The sequence below is a fragment of the Pseudomonas sp. P65(2024) genome (genome assembly GCF_057480955.1).
Map to the genome: position 1 here is coordinate 83713 of NZ_JBLIYX010000005.1, position 16275 is coordinate 99987.

The 16275-nt window shown below is 63.7% G+C and carries 17 protein-coding genes; 10 read left to right on the top strand and 7 right to left on the bottom strand.

Annotated elements, in window-relative coordinates; genetic code table 11:
- Positions 1 to 16: 16 nt before the first annotated feature.
- The 4 genes from aspA to AC25MA_RS09450 all read left to right on the top strand — a co-directional run bounded on the left by aspA (position 17) and on the right by AC25MA_RS09450 (position 4877).
- Complete coding sequence (gene aspA / locus AC25MA_RS09435; protein ID WP_028689979.1) at positions 17 to 1441, top strand: aspartate ammonia-lyase; 1425 nt, start codon at positions 17 to 19, stop codon at positions 1439 to 1441.
- A 168-nt stretch (positions 1442 to 1609) separates the two neighbouring features.
- The gene (locus tag AC25MA_RS09440) at positions 1610 to 2602 is read left to right on the top strand and encodes an AraC family transcriptional regulator (RefSeq protein WP_028689980.1); all 993 of its coding nucleotides are present in this window, start codon (positions 1610 to 1612) and stop codon (positions 2600 to 2602) included.
- Between the two features lie 128 nt (positions 2603 to 2730).
- A complete protein-coding gene (locus tag AC25MA_RS09445) occupies positions 2731 to 3771 on the top strand; it encodes a histone deacetylase family protein (protein ID WP_486971975.1) in 1041 nt (346 codons plus the stop codon).
- A 2-nt stretch (positions 3772 to 3773) separates the two neighbouring features.
- Complete coding sequence (locus AC25MA_RS09450) at positions 3774 to 4877, top strand: extracellular solute-binding protein (RefSeq protein WP_028689982.1); 1104 nt, start codon at positions 3774 to 3776, stop codon at positions 4875 to 4877.
- Between the two features lie 112 nt (positions 4878 to 4989).
- Here the strand turns inward: AC25MA_RS09450 and pdxR are convergent, their stop codons facing one another.
- The gene (pdxR, locus tag AC25MA_RS09455) at positions 4990 to 6519 is read right to left on the bottom strand and encodes a MocR-like pyridoxine biosynthesis transcription factor PdxR (protein WP_486971976.1); all 1530 of its coding nucleotides are present in this window, start codon (positions 6517 to 6519) and stop codon (positions 4990 to 4992) included.
- A gap of 90 nt (positions 6520 to 6609) precedes the next feature.
- Between pdxR and AC25MA_RS09460 the strand changes: the two genes are divergently transcribed.
- The 3 genes from AC25MA_RS09460 to AC25MA_RS09470 are packed head-to-tail and all read left to right on the top strand — an operon-like array spanning position 6610 to position 8376.
- Positions 6610 to 7239, top strand: a complete 630-nt coding sequence (locus AC25MA_RS09460; RefSeq protein WP_088851466.1) for an FMN-binding negative transcriptional regulator — start codon at positions 6610 to 6612, stop codon at positions 7237 to 7239.
- A gap of 11 nt (positions 7240 to 7250) precedes the next feature.
- Positions 7251 to 7697 (top strand): GNAT family N-acetyltransferase, encoded by a 447-nt coding sequence (locus AC25MA_RS09465; protein WP_028689985.1) that lies wholly within the window; start codon positions 7251 to 7253, stop codon positions 7695 to 7697.
- 7 nt (positions 7698 to 7704) lie between these two features.
- Positions 7705 to 8376: a GNAT family N-acetyltransferase gene (locus AC25MA_RS09470; protein WP_486971977.1), complete on the top strand. Its 672-nt coding sequence runs from the start codon at positions 7705 to 7707 to the stop codon at positions 8374 to 8376.
- Between the two features lie 75 nt (positions 8377 to 8451).
- On the opposite strand, the gene AC25MA_RS09475 is transcribed toward AC25MA_RS09470, so the two are convergent.
- From AC25MA_RS09475 to AC25MA_RS09485, 3 genes are all read right to left on the bottom strand, one after another.
- A complete protein-coding gene (locus AC25MA_RS09475) occupies positions 8452 to 8730 on the bottom strand; it encodes a helix-turn-helix transcriptional regulator (RefSeq protein WP_062360088.1) in 279 nt (92 codons plus the stop codon).
- Positions 8727 to 8903, bottom strand: coding sequence for a hypothetical protein (locus tag AC25MA_RS09480; protein WP_182324025.1), 177 nt, complete (start codon positions 8901 to 8903; stop codon positions 8727 to 8729). The genes AC25MA_RS09475 and AC25MA_RS09480 overlap by 4 nt, the downstream gene beginning before the upstream one ends.
- A gap of 65 nt (positions 8904 to 8968) precedes the next feature.
- Positions 8969 to 9868 (bottom strand): homocysteine S-methyltransferase family protein, encoded by a 900-nt coding sequence (locus tag AC25MA_RS09485; protein WP_486971978.1) that lies wholly within the window; start codon positions 9866 to 9868, stop codon positions 8969 to 8971.
- A 105-nt stretch (positions 9869 to 9973) separates the two neighbouring features.
- On the opposite strand from AC25MA_RS09485, the gene AC25MA_RS09490 reads away from it, so the two are divergent.
- Together AC25MA_RS09490 and AC25MA_RS09495 are read left to right on the top strand one after the other, a co-directional pair.
- Positions 9974 to 10795: an ABC transporter substrate-binding protein gene (locus AC25MA_RS09490; RefSeq protein ID WP_062360084.1), complete on the top strand. Its 822-nt coding sequence runs from the start codon at positions 9974 to 9976 to the stop codon at positions 10793 to 10795.
- Complete coding sequence (locus tag AC25MA_RS09495; protein WP_186595103.1) at positions 10792 to 11613, top strand: amino acid ABC transporter permease; 822 nt, start codon at positions 10792 to 10794, stop codon at positions 11611 to 11613. The genes AC25MA_RS09490 and AC25MA_RS09495 overlap by 4 nt, the downstream gene beginning before the upstream one ends.
- A gap of 67 nt (positions 11614 to 11680) precedes the next feature.
- Here AC25MA_RS09495 and oadA read toward each other — a convergent pair whose 3' ends face one another.
- Together oadA and AC25MA_RS09505 are read right to left on the bottom strand one after the other, a co-directional pair.
- Positions 11681 to 13489, bottom strand: coding sequence for a sodium-extruding oxaloacetate decarboxylase subunit alpha (gene oadA / locus AC25MA_RS09500; protein WP_028689991.1), 1809 nt, complete (start codon positions 13487 to 13489; stop codon positions 11681 to 11683).
- Between the two features lie 11 nt (positions 13490 to 13500).
- Positions 13501 to 14916, bottom strand: coding sequence for an acetyl-CoA carboxylase biotin carboxylase subunit (locus tag AC25MA_RS09505; protein WP_050707570.1), 1416 nt, complete (start codon positions 14914 to 14916; stop codon positions 13501 to 13503).
- Between the two features lie 203 nt (positions 14917 to 15119).
- Here AC25MA_RS09505 and AC25MA_RS09510 point away from each other — a divergent pair, with 203 nt between their 5' ends.
- Positions 15120 to 16067, top strand: coding sequence for a LysR family transcriptional regulator (locus tag AC25MA_RS09510; RefSeq protein ID WP_486972008.1), 948 nt, complete (start codon positions 15120 to 15122; stop codon positions 16065 to 16067).
- Here AC25MA_RS09510 and AC25MA_RS09515 read toward each other — a convergent pair.
- Positions 16009 to 16227: a PA3496 family putative envelope integrity protein gene (locus tag AC25MA_RS09515; protein WP_069015985.1), complete on the bottom strand. Its 219-nt coding sequence runs from the start codon at positions 16225 to 16227 to the stop codon at positions 16009 to 16011. The two genes, AC25MA_RS09510 and AC25MA_RS09515, sit on opposite strands and share 59 nt — an antisense overlap.
- Positions 16228 to 16275: the final 48 nt, after the last annotated feature.

Sequence of the window (16275 nt, forward strand, 5' to 3'; positions counted from 1 at the left end):
CGAGATGATATCCATCATGTCCTCCGCTGCATCGTTCCGCGTCGAAAAAGATCTGCTTGGTACCCTTGAAGTCCCTGCCGATGCCTACTACGGCATCCAGACTCTGCGCGCTGCCAACAACTTCCACCTCTCCGGCGTTCCGCTGTCGCACTACCCGAAACTGGTAGTCGGCCTGGCGATGGTCAAGCAGGCTGCTGCTGACGCCAACCGTGAGCTGGGGCACCTGAGCGATGCCAAGCACGCTGCCATCACTGCAGCCTGCGCCCGACTGATCAAGGGTGATTTCCACGATCAGTTCGTCGTGGACATGATTCAAGGCGGTGCCGGCACCTCCACCAACATGAACGCCAACGAAGTCATCGCCAACGTCGCGCTGGAGCACATGGGCCACCAGAAAGGTGAGTACCAGTACCTGCACCCGAACAACGACGTGAACATGGCGCAGTCGACCAACGACGCCTATCCGACCGCGATCCGTCTGGGCTTGCTGCTGGGCCACGACGCCCTGCTGGCCAGCCTCGACAGCCTGATCCAGGCCTTCGCCGCCAAGGGTAAAGAGTTCGACCACGTACTGAAGATGGGCCGTACCCAGCTGCAGGACGCCGTACCGATGACCCTGGGCCAGGAATTCCGCGCCTTCGCCACCACCATGACCGAAGACCTGCAGCGCCTGCGCTCGCTGGCGCCGGAACTGCTGACCGAAATCAACCTGGGCGGTACCGCCATCGGTACCGGCATCAACGCCGACCCGGGCTACCAGGCCCTGGCCGTGCAGCGCCTGGCGACCATCAGCGGCCAGCCGCTGGTCCCAGCTGCCGACCTGATCGAAGCCACCTCCGACATGGGCGCCTTCGTGCTGTTCTCCGGCATGCTCAAGCGTACCGCGGTCAAGCTGTCGAAGATCTGCAACGACCTGCGCCTGCTGTCCAGCGGACCACGTACCGGCATCAACGAAATCAACCTGCCAGCACGTCAGCCAGGCAGCTCGATCATGCCAGGCAAGGTCAACCCGGTGATCCCGGAAGCCGTCAACCAGGTGGCCTTCGCCATCATGGGCAACGATCTGGCACTGACCGTCGCCGCCGAAGGTGGCCAGCTGCAGCTGAACGTCATGGAGCCGCTGATCGCCTACAAGATCTTCGACTCGATCCGCCTGCTGCAACGCGCCATGGACATGCTGCGCGAGCACTGCATCGTCGGCATCACCGCCAACGAACAGCGCTGCCGTGAACTGGTCGAGCACTCGATCGGCCTGGTCACCGCCCTGAACCCGTACATCGGCTACGAAAACGCCACCCGTATCGCCCGCGTCGCCCTGGAAACCGGCCGCGGCGTGCTAGAACTGGTGCGCGAGGAGAAGCTGCTGGACGAAGCGATGCTCAACGACATCCTGCGTCCGGAAAACATGATCGCTCCCCGTCTGGTTCCGCTGAAGGCGTAACCCAGGCCGCTGCAAACAGTCTCACCAGGTCGAGGGACTAGACACCTCTCAACCTTTCAAGGGCCCGAGCGCACGCTCCGGGCCCTTTTTTTGTGCCAGGGATTCGATATCCCTCCAACGGCACACAACTTGCTCTCCAAAGCTTCTCAGCCCAATGGGACGCCGAGCATGCTGCACAGCCACCTCACCACCCTCAACGCGGTTTCGCTGATCCTCCAGGTGTTCCAGGAGGCCGGCGTCGACCCGCGGCAGCTGCTCGCCGGCAGCGGCATAGGCCCGGCGGACCTGGGCCACGCCGATGCGCGCATCACCACCCAACAGGAGCTGCAGGTGTGCGCCAACGCCGTGGCCCGGCGTGAGGACATCGGCCTGGAACTGGGCCGGCGGATGCATGTGTCGTGCTACGGGATGCTCGGTTACGCCCTGCTCTCCAGTGCCACTTTGGGTGACGCCCTGCGCCTGGCGCTGAGTTATCCGGCACTGCTGGGAACAGTCTTCCAGCTGCGCCTGGTGGATGACGGCCAGCGAGTCTGGCTCAGCGCCACCGACCATTACGACGCCCCCGGCCTTGCCGCCTTCAACGCCGAGTTCTGCCTGGTGTCGCTGAAGGTGATCTGCGATGACCTGCTCGGCCGCCCGCTGCCGCTGCTGGCGGCGCGCTTCGAACACTCGCGTCCCGGCTACCACACGCTCTATGACGGTGCGTTCCAGTGCCCGCTCGGCTTCCAGGCCAGCGACAACGCCTTTGCCTTCGAGCGCCGCTGGCTGGACATGCCACTGCCGCTGGCCGACCCGATCACCCACAAGGCCATGGGCGAACGCTGCAGGCGCCTGAACCTTGAGTTCACCGGACGCCAGGCCTGGCTCGGACGCATTCGCCAGCTGCTGGTCCAACAGCTGGATGCCGCCCCCGGGCTGGAGGGGCTGGCACGGCAAATGAACTGCTCGTCGCGCACCTTGCGCCGGCACCTGCAGGCGCTGGGCAGCAGTTATCAACAGCTGCTCGACGAGTTGCGCTTCGAGCGGGCCAAGCAACTGCTGGCCGAAGACCAGATGCCGATCTATCGCATTGCCGAATCGCTGGGATTCAGCGAGACCGCGAGTTTTAGGCATGCCTTCCAGCGCTGGAGCGGCGTTGCGCCCAGCCATTTCCGCGGCTGACCACCCCGCGATAGCGGTCGGCACAGGTGATGGCCATATCTATCCCCTTTTGGCCATTCATGCCGTTCTCCCTGCATCAGGCCAGCCAGCACAATCGGCCCACGCCAGTCATAAACGGAGAACAACACGTGCTGACGATCTATTCCGATGACCACCGCCTGCACCATGGCCGCTGCGAGCTGATCGACGGCCAACTGATGCCCTGCTTCGAAATGCCTTCCCGCGCCGACCACGTCCTGGAGCAGGTGCAAAAGCGCAACCTCGGCCCCGTGCAAGGCCCCACCGATTTCGGTCGCGCCCCGCTGCAACGTATCCACAGCACCGACTACCTGAACTTCTTCGAAGGCGCCTGGGCTCGCTGGGCCGTACTCGGCCACGACGGCGACCTGCTGCCCTTCACCTGGCCGGCGCGCACCCTGCGCCAGGTCAAGCCCACCGGCCTGCACGGTGAACTCGGCTATTACAGCTTCGACGCTGGCGCACCCATCACCGCCGGCACCTGGCAGGCCGCCTACAGCGCGGCGCAAGTGGCCCTGACCGCCCAGGCCGCGATCCAGCAAGGCGCCCACGCGGCCTTCGCCCTGTGCCGCCCGCCGGGACACCACGCCGCCGCCGAGGTGATGGGTGGCTACTGCTACCTGAACAACGCCGCCATCGCCGCCCAGGCCTTCCTTGACCAGGGCCGGCGCAAGGTGGCCATCCTCGATGTCGACTACCACCACGGCAACGGCACCCAGGACATCTTCTACACCCGCAACGATGTGTTTTTCGCCTCGATCCACGGCGATCCGCAGGACGAGTTCCCGTTCTTCCTGGGCTATGCCGACGAAGTCGGCGAAGGCGCGGGCGAAGGCTGCAACATCAATTACCCACTGCCCGCCGGCAGTGATTGGGCCGTCTGGAGCGCTGCATTGGAAGATGCTTGCCAGCGCATCGCCGCCTACGACGCCGAGGTACTGGTGATCTCCCTCGGCGTGGACACCTTCAAGGATGACCCGATCTCCCAGTTCAAGCTCGACAGCCCGGACTATCTGGAAATGGGCAAGCGCATCGCCCAGCTGGGCAAGCCGACCTTGTTCGTGATGGAGGGTGGCTACGCTGTGGAGGAAATCGGCATCAACGCGGTCAATGTGCTGGAAGGCTTCCAGCACGCCCAGCCAGGAGCCTGAACATGGTCCGACTCAAGCGTCTGCTCGCCCCGCTCATCGCCACCGGCCTGCTCGCCGGCGCGCTCCAGGCCCATGCCGACCAGCGCACCCTGCGGGTCTACAACTGGTTCGACTACATCACCCCGCAGACCCTCACCGACTTCCAGAAGGACAGCGGGGTGAAGCTGGTCTACGACATCTTCGACACCAACGAGGCACTGGAGGCCAAGCTGCTGACCGGCAACTCCGGCTACGACGTGGTGGTGCCGTCCAACGTGTTCCTCGCCAAGCAGATCGAAGCGGGCGTGTTCCAGCCGCTCGATCGCGCCAAGCTGCCCAACTGGCAACACCTGGACCCGGCGCTGATGAAGCTGATCGAGGCCAACGATCCCGGCAACAAGTTCGCCGTGCCCTACATGTACGGCACCGTGCTGATCGGCTTCAACCCGGACAAGGTCAAGGCGGTGCTCGGCGACAACGCCCCGGTGGACAGCTGGGACCTGATCTTCAAACCGGAGAACATCGCCAAGCTCAAGCAGTGCGGCGTGGCGCTGCTCGATTCACCGTCGGAGATCCTGCCGCTGGCCCTGTCGTACCTGGGTCTGGACCCTAACAGCGGCAAGCCGGCCGACTATCAGAAAGCCCAGGACCTGCTGCTGAAGATCCGCCCGCATGTCACCTACTTCCACTCTTCCAAGTACATGGCCGACATCGCCAACGGCGACATCTGCGTGGCAGTGGGTTATTCGGGCAGCTTCTCCCAGGCCGCCAACCGCGCCCGCGAGGCAAAGAATGGCGTGACAGTGGACATGCGCCTGCCCAGGGAGGGGGCACCGATCTGGTTCGACATGCTGGCGATCCCGAAGAACGCGGCCAACCCGGAGGATGCCCATGCCTTCATCAACTACCTGCTGCGGCCTGAGGTGATCGCGCCGATCAGCGATTTCGTCGGCTACCCGAACCCGAACAAGGATGCGAACGACAAGGTAAGCCCAGCGATCCGCAACAACCCGAACCTGTACCCGACAACGGAGGCGATGGCCAAGCTGTATACCTTGAAGCCACTGCCACGGGATGCCGAGCGGGCACGCACCCGGGCCTGGACCAAGATCAAGTCGGGAACCTGATGGGGTTGGGGCCTGCTCTGCAGCCCCTCGCCGGCAAGCCGGCTCCTACAAAGGCATGCGCAGTTACTGTGGGAGTCGGCTTGCCGACGACGGGGCGCAGAGCGACCTCAATTCAGCGCCGCCAAGCCTTGCGCAGACGCATCAACGCATCCGCTATCTGCGCCTCCGGCACCGTGGCAAACCCCAGCACCAACCCTGCCCTGTTATCCACTGGCTCCTCGCTATCCTCCAGCCAGTAGCTGCTCAGCGGATTGACCTCCACCCCCACCGCTTCCGCCCGAGCCACCAGCTCCTGCTCCCGCGCGAAGTTATCCACATCTACCTTCACATGCAGCCCCGCTGCCACCACGGGCATGGCCCCCAGCCCCGGCACGTCCTGCGGCCAGCCTGCCTTGAGCACATTGCGCCGCGCCAGCGCAGCCCGGCGCATGCGGCGGATATGCCGCTGGAAATGCCCCTGGGCCATGAATTGCGCCATCACGCACTGGGTGCCGACCTCCGAATGGCGTACCGCCAGCGCCCGGCATCGACTGAACGCCTGCACCAGACGCCCGGGAAGCACCAGGTATCCCAGGCGCAAGGCCGGAAGCGCGATCTTGCCGAAGGTCCCCACGTACAGCACTCGCCCCTGGCGGTCCAGCGAGGCCAGTGGCGCCAGCGGCACACCGCTGTAACGGTACTCGCCGTCGTAGTCGTCCTCGAGGATCCAGCCATCCTGGCGCTCGGCCCAATCCAGCAGCGACAGGCGACGGGCCAGGCTCATGGTGACGCCCGTGGGGTACTGGTGGGCAGGCGTCACGTAGGCCAGCCGGCACTCGGGCATCTCGGTCAGCCTTGCGCAGTCCATGCCCTCGGCATCCACCGGCACGCCCTTGAGCGTGGCCCCGGCCATCGCGAAGGCATGCCCGGCAGCCCGGTAGCCCGGGTTTTCCACAGCCACGCCATCGCCCGGTTGCAGCAGCAGCTGTGCACAAAGGCTGATGGCCTCCTGCGCGCCACTGGTGATCACTATTTGTTCAGCCGTGCAGCTAAGCCCCCGCGAGCGTCGCAGGTAGGTGGCAATCAATTCACGCAGCTGCCACTCACCGGCCGGGTCGCCATAGCCCAGCATCGCCGGGTCGGGATTTCGCCAGAAACCCGCTTGCAGCTTGGCCCACACCTCGAACGGGAACAGGTCGAACGCCGGCACGCCGACGCGAAAAGCCTTGGGCGCCCCGCCTCTGGGCAGCGGCAAATGATGATTCTTCAGACGTTGCAGGGGCTCGCTGATGACTGCCTGCCTGGATAAATCCTCAGTATCTGAAGCACTATATGTGGATAAGTCTGTTGATAACCCCAGGGATAACCCTGTTGATAATTGTGTGGATAGTTTCGGCAGCTGGCTAACATAGGTGCCATCGCCAACCCGGCTCTCGATGAAGCCCTCCGCATACAGCTGGTCGTAGGCTCGCACCACGCTGTTGCGCGACAGCATCAGCATCGCCGCCAAATCGCGGGTGGCCGGCAACCGCGTGCCGCTGCCCAGGCGCCCATCCAGCACCCTGGCGCGCAAGGCATGGTAGAGCTGCTGGCTCAGCCCGCGGCGGCGGTCCAGGACAATACCCGCGGGGTCGAAAGGCAGAGGATGGCAACGTTCGCTCATGACATTGGACCTATGAAAACAGCCGTGAATGGCTCTTACCTAGAGCCAATAGCCTGCCTAGCATGGGGTCATTCAGCAAGGACATCCAGCATGTACAACAACAAGTCCCACCAGGAACACGACCTCGACCGCCTGCACCGGCACATGCTGCAAACCCGCCTGGCGCTGCTGGTCAGCCAGGGTGACCAGGGCCTGCTGGCCACCCACCTGCCCGTACTGGTCGAGGCTGGCGAAGGCGAGTTCGGCACGGTCTACGCCCACCTGGCCCGGGCCAACCGCCAGTGGCAGGACCTGGAGCAAGGGGGCGAGGCGCTGCTGGTGTTTCCCGGTGCCGATGCCTACGTCAGCCCGAGCTACTACCCGAGCAAGGCGGACAACCCCAAGGTGGTGCCGACCTGGAACTACCTGGCCGTGCACGCCTATGGCCCGGTCGAAGTTATCCACAACGCCCAGTCGTTACTGGACATTGTCACCCGCCTCACCGAACGCCATGAACAACTCCGCGACGAGCCCTGGAAAGTGTCTGACGCCCCAAGCGACTACCTCGACGGCATGCTCCGCGCCATCGTTGGCATCCGCCTGTCCATCAGCCGCCTGCAAGGTGCGCGCAAACTGAGCCAGAACCGTTCGGCGCATGACATTGCCGGCGTGCGCAAAGGCCTCAGTGCCAGCAATGACCACCTGGACAACCAACTCGCCGCGCACATGCGCGATCTCTGAAGGACAAGCCCATGACCCCCGTTACCCTGCGCCCGGTCGGCACTCACGATCACGCCGCCTGGCGCTCCCTGTGGCAGGCCTACCTGCGCTTCTACCAGACCGAGCTGGCCGACGAGGTCTACCTCAGCACCTGGCAGCGCCTGCTCGACCCCAACGAGCCCACCCATTCGACCCTGGCCTGGGTCGACGACAAGGCGGTGGGCCTGGTCAACTTCATCTACCATCGCACCAACTGGAGCATCCAGAATTCCTGCTACCTGCAGGACCTCTACGTGGACGGCGAGCAACGCGGCCTGGGTATCGGCCGACAGCTGATCGAGCATGTTTACGCGACGGCCAAGGCCGCCGACTGCACGAGGGTGCACTGGCTGACCCACGAGACCAATGCCACCGCCATCAGCCTGTACGAACAGATCGCCGATCGGCCGGGCTTCATCCAATTCCGCAAAGCACTGTAGGCCGAACATGAACGACGCATTGAACTGGAAGCCCGCCGGCACCCCGAAGGCCGAGCCCCTCGAAGGCCGTTTCATCCGCCTGGAAAAACTCGACCCGGCCCGCCATGGCAATGACCTGTGGGAAGTACTGCAAGGCCCGGGCTCGGACCCGTTGCTGTGGGACTACCTGCCCTACGGCCCGTTTACCGAGCGCGCCGGCTTCGACCACTGGCTGCAAGGCAACGCCGCCAGCCGCGACCCGCTGTTCTACAGCGTGATCGACCGCGCCAGCGGCCAGGTCCAGGGCATCCTCAGCTACATGTCGATCGTCCCGGAACAGGGTCGCTTCGAAATCGGCCACATCGCCTTCGGCGCCGCCATGCAGCGCACGCCCAAGGGCACCGAGGCGGTCTACCTGCTGAGCAAGCTCGGCTTCGCGCTGGGCAACCGCCGGCTGGAATGGAAGTGCAACAACGCCAATGATCGCTCCAAGCGTGCAGCGGAGCGGTTCGGCTTTGTGTTTGAAGGGGTGTTCCGTAACCACATGGTGGTCAAGGACCGCAATCGGGATACCGCCTGGTACTCGATTACCGATGCCGAGTGGCCGGCCGTGGCGGTGGGGTTCGAGCGTTGGTTGAGTGAGGAAAACCAGCAGCCTCAGGGGCAGGTGCTGACGCTGGAGGCATGTCGCCTGGGTTGAAGCAGTGCGGGGCAAGTCGCATCGGCGCATCGGCGCACCGCCGCTCCCACGCTTGCGACTTGCCCCGCGATGCAGTCAACCGATCTGCCGGTGACGACTGACCACACCCATTTTCAAGCCGAACGGCTTGAACACTGCATTCAACGACTTGAGCGTGGGGTTGCCTTCCCCCTGCTCGATCTGAATCAGCGTGCGAACCGAAATCTTGCACATCTTCGCAAACTGCGCCTGCTGCATCTTGGCCACCTCGACACGCAAGCGGCGCACTGCCGCGCCGAGTTCCAGGCTGCCGTCGGCGATACCTTCGCGCACAGCATCGATCAACAACCCGCGCACATCGATGGAAACTGTCATGCCAGCCCCCAGGCGGTCAGCCGCCGTTGCAGTGAGCCGAGGGCAATGGCCGGATGGTTCATTAGCGCATCAGAGAGCCCCATATCGGTCAGGATGTCCGGCAATGCCAGCAGGCTGCCGGCATCCTGGCGCAGGCGCTGGAAGGCCTGCTCCGGATCCATCAGGGGCGCCAAGGCATCAATTTCTGGGATACTAGTCCCATTGGCCCACCCTCAGCGGCAGGCCACGATCTACCTCATCAAACCAACTTCGCCTTGAGCTCGGCAATGTGCTCCGGGCCGATTCCGCAGCAACCGCCGACCAGACTGGCACCGCGCTGGCGCCAGTTCTGTGCCCAGCTCAGGTAGCCCGGTGGGTCCAGGTCTTCACGCAGCTCGTCCAGGCCATCATTGGCCGTTGCATCCTTGGGCTGGGGTGGGAAGGCGTTGGCGTAGGCACCGATGGCGATATCGGCACCCAGGCGCTCGAATGCTGCCTTGGCGGCATCGATGGCATCACCGATCACTTCGGGCTGGCTGCAGTTGAACAACAACACCTGCGCACCAAGCGCGGCAACGGCTTCGGCGGCTTGCGCGACCGGTTCGCCCGAGCGCAGCCGTGGCACATCATCGACGTCTTCATCCCGCAGGGTGAACGACACCCAGAACGGCTTGCCATCGCGCCGCAGCTGCGCGTGGATGGCACGCACTTCCGCGATCGAACTCTGAGTTTCCGCCAGCCACAGGTCGACATGCTCGGCCAGGCCTTCAAGCAGCGGCGTCAGCACTGCGGCGACCTGTTGCGGCTGGAACAGGTCTGGGCGATAGGAACCGAACAGCGGCGGCAAGGAGCCGGCAACCCGCACCTTGCCCCCGGCAGCATCGGCAGCCGCCCGTGCCAATTGCCCTGCGGTTTGTGCCAGGGCGTAGCCCTCTTTGGCAAAGCGCGCTTCGCCGATATGAAACGGCACCACCGCATAGCTGTTGCTGGTGATCACTTCGGCACCCGCCGCGATGTAGGCAGCATGGACGGCCACTACGGCCTCCGGCGCCTCGCTCAGCGCCAGCGCCGACCACTCCGGCTGACGAAACGGCGCACCCCGGCGCTGCAATTCCCGCCCCATGCCGCCATCCAGAATAACCAACGACCGTTCGCCCATATGCCATTCACTTATATTGATATGAACAAAATTCACTAGTTAGTACATGTTTATAACTATTAAATATCAAACATCCTTTATTCAAGCACTTTTTCAGGTATCTCCATGCGTTTACCAACCTTGCTGGGCGCCGGTCTCCTTGCCCTGAGCGCTGCCACTCAAGCCTTCGCAGGCGCCACGCTGGAACGTGTGGAAACCCGCAAGGAACTGGTCAATGTGTTGATGGAGAGCTACCCGCCGTTCTCTTTCCTCAACGAGCAAAATCAGCTCGACGGCTTCGATGTGGACGTGGCCAAGGCAGTCGCCGAAAAGCTGGGGGTGAAACTGCGCCTGGAAACGCCCTCCTGGGACGTGATCGCTGCTGGCCGCTGGAGCGGCCGCTACGACATCTGCATCTGCTCGATGACGCCGAGCAAGGCGCGCGCCGAAGTGTTCGACTTCCCGGTGCAGTACTACGCCTCGCCGGCGGTTATCGTGGTCAACGCCAAGGACGAGCGCATCCACTCGGCCAAGGACCTGAACGGGCGCAAGGTCGGCCTGACCAGTGCCTCCAGCTACGAGAGCTACCTGAACAAGAACCTGGTGATCGAAGGCGCCGAAGACCGCAAGATCGACTACCCCTTCGACTTCGTCCAGGCCGCCCCATACGACACCGACAACGTTGCCTTCCAGGACCTCGGCCTGGGCGCCGGCGTGCGCCTGGATGCAATCCTGACCAACCTGGTGACCGCGCAACCCCGCCTGGACCAGGACAAGCGTTTCAAGCTGGCCGGGGCGCCGTTGTATGAAGAGCCCAACTCGGTGGCCATCGAGAAAGGCGACCCAGAATGGGATGCCAAGGTGCGCCAGGTGTTCGCCGAGCTGAAAGCCGAGGGTACGCTGGCGAAGCTTTCGCAGAAGTGGATCGGCGCCGACATCAGTAAATGAATGCACATCAACCTGCTCCCAAACCCGTCGCCACATCGACGGGCTCGCGCCTGCTCGGCTTTCGCAGCCGGCTGTACCTGACGTGGCTGGTATTGTTGCTGCTGTTCGTGGGCTTTTTCTTAAACTTTGATCTGAAATTTTCGATCATCGTAGAGAAATTCCCCAACCTTGCAGGCTTCCGGCTTGGCCCCAACGGCTTTTTGCAAGGCGCGGCGCTGACCCTGTTCCTGTGCATCTGTTCGATGTTCACCTCGGTGCTGCTGGGTTTTGCCGCCGCCTTGGCAAGGCTGTCCAGCAGTGCGGTGCTGTTTGGCCTGGCGAGTTTCTATACCTCGTTCTTTCGCGGCACACCGCTGTTGATCCAGATTCTGCTGATCTACCTGGGCCTGCCACAGCTGGGCCTGGTGCCGGGCGCCATCGCCGCCGGGATCATCGCCCTGTCACTGAACTACGGCGCCTACCTGAGCGAGATCTTCCGCGCCGGCATCATCGGCGTCGCCGTCGGCCAGCGCCAGGCTGCCCTGGCCCTGGGCATGCGTCCGGCAGCGATCTTCTGGCACATCACCCTGCCCCAGGCCATGCGCACCATCATCCCGCCGAGCGCCAACCAGTTCATCTCAATGCTCAAGGACTCGTCGCTGATTTCGGTGATGGGTGTCTGGGAAGTGATGTTCCTGGCCCAGTCCTACGGCCGCTCCAGCTATCGCTACCTGGAGATGCTGACCACCGCGGCGGTGATCTACTGGGTGCTGTCGATCCTGCTGGAGCTGGTGCAGGCCCGGCTGGAGCGGCATTTCGGCAAGGGTTACCAACGCTGAGCGGCAGGCGAAAAAAAGGGGAGCATTCGCTCCCCAGAGGTTAACCGCTTGTAGATGAAGGCTTATCTCAGCCTTCGATCTCGATCAGGATCTCGCCCGGGGTGACCCGGTCGCCCTTGGCCACATGGATGGCCACGACCTTGCCGGCGATCGCCGCCTGCACTTCGGTCTCCATCTTCATGGCTTCGGTGATCAGCACCGCTTGACCGGCCTTGACCACGTCACCTTCCTTGACCAGCACATCGACGATGTTGCCCGGCATGCTGGTGCTGACATGGCCCGGCTCGCTGGCCTGCTTGCGCTTGCTGCCGCCACCGCCGACGAACTCGTTGAGCGGCTCGAACACCACTTCTTCCGGCATCCCGTCGATGGACAGGTAGAAGTGGCGCTTGCCTTCGGCCTTGACGCCCACGCCGGTGATGTCGACGCGGTAGGTCTCGCCGTGCACGTCGATGACGAACTCGGTCGGCACGCCCTCACCGCCCACCGAGCCCACCGCGCCGGCTTCCGGAATCGGCAGCAGGGCTTCGGGCTTGAGGGAGCCGGCTTCGCGCTCCTCGAGGAACTTGCGGCCAATGTCGGGGAACATGGCAAAGGTCAGCACGTCTTCCTCGGAATGCGCCAGGCTGCCGATATCGGCACGCAGCTTGGCCATCTCCGGCTTGAGCAGGTCGGCCGGGCGCACGTCGATCACTTCCTCGCTGCCGATCGCCTGGCGACGCAGCTGCTCGTTGACCACGCCCGGCGCCTTGCCGTAACCGCCCTGCAGGTACAGCTTCACCTCGTTGGTGATGGTCTTGTAGCGCTCGCCGGCCAGCACGTTGAAGAACGCCTGGGTACCGACGATCTGCGAGGTCGGCGTCACCAGCGGCGGGAAGCCGAGGTCTTCGCGCACCCGCGGGATCTCCGCCAGCACTTCGTTCATGCGGTTGAGCGCGCCCTGCTCCTTGAGCTGGTTGGCCAGGTTGGAAATCATCCCGCCCGGCACCTGGTTGACCTGCACGCGGGTGTCCACGGCGGTGAATTCACTCTCGAACTGGTGGTACTTCTTGCGCACGGCGTAGAAGTACAGGCCGATCTCCTGCAACAGCTCCAGGTCCAGGCCGGTGTCGAACTCGCTGCCCTTGAGGGCGGCGACCATCGATTCGGTACCTGGGTGGCTGGTGCCCCAGGCGAAGCTGGAGATGGCGGTGTCGATATGGTCGGCGCCGTTTTCCACCGCCTTGAGCTGGCACATCGCGGCCAGGCCAGCGGTGTCGTGGGAGTGGATGAACACCGGCAGCGACTGTTCGGCCTTCAGTGCCTTGACCAGCTCGCCGGTGGCGAACGGGGTCAACAAGCCGGCCATGTCCTTGATCGCCACCGAGTCGCAGCCCATGGCTTCCATCTGCTTGGCCTGCTGCACGAAGGCGTCGATGGTGTGCACGGGGCTGGTGGTGTAGGCGATGGTGCCCTGGGCGTGCTTGCCGGCGGCCTTCACCGCCTCGATGGCCACGCGCAGGTTACGCACGTCGTTCATGGCGTCGAAGATGCGGAACACATCGATGCCGTTGACCGCCGCCTTGGCGACGAAGGCCTTGACCACGTCGTCGCTGTAATGGCGGTAGCCCAGCAGGTTCTGCCCACGCAGGAGCATCTGCAGGCGGGTGTTGGGCAATGCGGCGCGCAGCTTGCGCAGGCGCTCCCACGGGTCTTCCTTGAGGAAGCGCACGCAGGCGTCGAAGGTGGCGCCGCCCCAGACTTCCAACGACCAGTAGCCGACTTTGTCGAGCTTGTCGCAGATCGGCAGCATGTCTTCGGTGCGCATGCGGGTGGCCAGCAGGGACTGGTGGGCGTCGCGCAGGATTGTGTCGGTGACAAAGATTTTCTTGGACATTGTTCGGTTCCTCACAGGCCTGCGTGCGCGGCGATGGCGGCGGCGATGGCCAGGGCCAGCTCTTCGGGTTTGCGCTTGATCGAGTAGTTGGTCAGTTCAGGGTGGCTTTCGACGAAGCTGGTGTTGAACTGGCCGCTGCGGAATTCCGGATTGCGCAGGATTTCCTGGTAGTACGCGGCGGTGGTCTTCACCCCCTGCACGCGCATGTCGTCCAGGGCCCGCAGGCCGCGGTCCATGGCTTCTTCCCAGGTCAGCGCCCATACCACGAGCTTAAGGCACATGGAGTCGTAGAACGGCGGAATGGTATAGCCGGTGTAGATCGCCGTGTCGGTGCGCACGCCGGGGCCGCCGGGGGCGTAGTAGCGGGTGATCTTGCCGAAGCTGGGCAGGAAGTTGTTCTTCGGATCTTCGGCGTTGATGCGGAACTGCAACGCGAAGCCACGGTGCTGGATGTCTTCCTGCTTGATCGACAGCGGCAGGCCGGAGGCGATGCGAATCTGCTCGCGGACGATGTCGATGCCGGTGATTTCCTCGGTGATGGTGTGTTCCACCTGCACCCGAGTGTTCATCTCCATGAAGTACACCTCGCCATCGGCGAGCAGGAACTCCACGGTACCGGCGTTCTCGTAGTCCACCGCCTTGGCCGCGCGCACCGCCAGGTCGCCGATGTAGGCGCGCTGCTCGGGGGTCAGTTGCGGGCTCGGGGCAATCTCGATCAGCTTCTGGTTGCGGCGCTGGATCGAGCAGTCGCGTTCAAACAGGTGCACCACGTTGCCGAAGCTGTCACCGAGGATCTGCGCCTCGATGTGCTTGGGGTTGACGATGCATTTTTCCAGGAACACTTCCGCCGAGCCGAAGGCCTTGGTGGCCTCGGAGATGACACGGGGGAAGTTCTGCTCCAGCTCTTCACGGCTGTTGCAGCGGCGGATGCCACGCCCGCCGCCACCGGAGGTGGCCTTGAGCATCACCGGGTAACCGATGCGGTCGCCTTCGCGCAGGGCTTCATGGATATCGGCGACGTTGCCTTCGGTGCCGGGGGTGACCGGGACACCGGCCGCGATCATGGTGCGGCGTGCCTCGGTCTTGTCGCCCATGCGGCGAATGACATCGGCGGCCGGGCCGATGAACTTGATCCCGCGTTCGGCGCAGATCTCCGCAAGCTCGGCGTTTTCCGACAGAAAACCGTAGCCTGGATGCAGGGCATCGCAGCCGGTCTCGACAGCAAGGTTCACCAGCTTGCGCGGGTTCAGGTAGCCGGCCAGGGGCTCGGCACCGATGCTGTAGGCCTCGTCGGCGCGCTTGACGTGCAGGGCGTGACGGTCGGCGTCGGCGTAGATCGCGACGGAGCGAATGCCCATCTCGGCGCAGGCACGCACGATCCGAACTGCGATCTCACCCCGGTTGGCGATCAGGATTTTTGTTATCACTGGAGTCTTCCCAAAGCCGTAGGAACAGACGAGCCGGTTTTACCGGTCGGCGCGTGACCAGACGTCGCTGGCCAGTCGCATATTCACCCTAGCGCCGAAGGTCAATAAACAAAAATCAATATTTGTTAGGGATAGTATTAGCAAAAGCTTATAGTGAGGTAACAAGGTTTTGCCGGAGCCCCGGAAAAATGCGTAAGTCCTTGATGCGTATGACTTTGCGTCAACTGCAGGTGTTCAACGAGGTGTGTGATCTGCGCTCCTACAGCCGGGCGGCCGAGGAGATGGCGCTGACGCAACCCGCCGTTAGTCTACAGATCCGCCAACTCGAGGAGCTGGTCGGCCAGCCGCTGTTCGAGTACGTCGGCAAGAAGCTCTACCTGACCGAGGCAGCCGAGGCGCTGCAACGCGCCAGCCGGGATATCTTCGGGCGCCTGGAAAACCTCGACATGCAGCTGTCGGACCTGCAGGGCTCATTGCAGGGGCAGCTGAAACTGGCGATCGAATCCAGCGCCAAGTACTTCGTGCCACACCTGTTCGCCGCCTTCAAGCAGCGCCAACCGGAGGTCAACCTCACCCTCACGGTGGTCAACCGGGCCCAGGCGATCCGGCGCCTGTCGGACAACCGCGACGACCTGACCATCATGTCCATGGTGCCCCAGGACATGGGCCTGGAGTTCCTGCCCTTCCTCAACAACCCGATCATTGCCGTGGCGCCGCCGGACCATCCGCTTTGCAAGCTCGAACAGCTGCGCCTGCAGGATCTCGAGCCTCATGCCCTGCTGGTCCGCGAGCAAGGGTCGGGCACGCGCAAGGCCTGCGAGGAGTTCTTCAAGGACAAGCGCGTGCACTTCACCCAGACCGTCGAGGTGGCCTCCACGGACGCCCAGCGCGAATGCGTGGTGGCCGGCCTGGGCATCGCCCTGCTGACCCGCCACGCGGTCAATCTGGAGCTGGCCACCGGCGTGCTCAGGGAACTGCCGGTGGAAGAGCTGCCGCTGTACCGCAGTTGGTGCCTGGTGCAATCCAAAAACAAGCGCCAGTCGCCGGTCGCCCTGGCGTTCCAGGCGTTCATCCGCGGTGAACGTGCGCAGATCAGCGGGCTTGTGGAGCGTTTCTCGGGTAAGTTGCCGCCGAGACCTGCCACACCGTGATGGCTTGCAAGTCGGGGTAGTCGGCCAGCTCGCGCAGCAGCTGGCGCTGGTCGCAGTAGCTTTCGATCGCGCGGCGGAACTCCATGCGGCGCTGGTCCTTTTCCTGCTGCTTGCGAGCCTTGGCGTTGGGTTGGTACACACCTGCGTGATCATGTGCCATTGCCTGTCTCCCAAATAGGATGCGGGAGTTTCAGACTGGCCTCAGGGG

Excerpts from the sequence above, each read along its gene's own strand:
- aspA (WP_028689979.1), top strand. The coding sequence starts at position 17 with ATGTCCTCCGCTGCATCGTTCCGCGTCGAAAAAGATCTGCTTGGTACC.
- AC25MA_RS09440 (WP_028689980.1), top strand. The coding sequence starts at position 1,610 with ATGCTGCACAGCCACCTCACCACCCTCAACGCGGTTTCGCTGATCCTC.
- AC25MA_RS09450 (WP_028689982.1), top strand. The coding sequence starts at position 3,774 with ATGGTCCGACTCAAGCGTCTGCTCGCCCCGCTCATCGCCACCGGCCTG.
- pdxR (WP_486971976.1), bottom strand. The coding sequence starts at position 6,519 with ATGAGCGAACGTTGCCATCCTCTGCCTTTCGACCCCGCGGGTATTGTC.
- AC25MA_RS09460 (WP_088851466.1), top strand. The coding sequence starts at position 6,610 with ATGTACAACAACAAGTCCCACCAGGAACACGACCTCGACCGCCTGCAC.
- AC25MA_RS09465 (WP_028689985.1), top strand. The coding sequence starts at position 7,251 with ATGACCCCCGTTACCCTGCGCCCGGTCGGCACTCACGATCACGCCGCC.
- AC25MA_RS09470 (WP_486971977.1), top strand. The coding sequence starts at position 7,705 with ATGAACGACGCATTGAACTGGAAGCCCGCCGGCACCCCGAAGGCCGAG.
- AC25MA_RS09475 (WP_062360088.1), bottom strand. The coding sequence starts at position 8,730 with ATGACAGTTTCCATCGATGTGCGCGGGTTGTTGATCGATGCTGTGCGC.
- AC25MA_RS09485 (WP_486971978.1), bottom strand. The coding sequence starts at position 9,868 with ATGGGCGAACGGTCGTTGGTTATTCTGGATGGCGGCATGGGGCGGGAA.
- AC25MA_RS09490 (WP_062360084.1), top strand. The coding sequence starts at position 9,974 with ATGCGTTTACCAACCTTGCTGGGCGCCGGTCTCCTTGCCCTGAGCGCT.
- AC25MA_RS09495 (WP_186595103.1), top strand. The coding sequence starts at position 10,792 with ATGAATGCACATCAACCTGCTCCCAAACCCGTCGCCACATCGACGGGC.
- oadA (WP_028689991.1), bottom strand. The coding sequence starts at position 13,489 with ATGTCCAAGAAAATCTTTGTCACCGACACAATCCTGCGCGACGCCCAC.
- AC25MA_RS09510 (WP_486972008.1), top strand. The coding sequence starts at position 15,120 with ATGCGTATGACTTTGCGTCAACTGCAGGTGTTCAACGAGGTGTGTGAT.
- AC25MA_RS09515 (WP_069015985.1), bottom strand. The coding sequence starts at position 16,227 with ATGGCACATGATCACGCAGGTGTGTACCAACCCAACGCCAAGGCTCGC.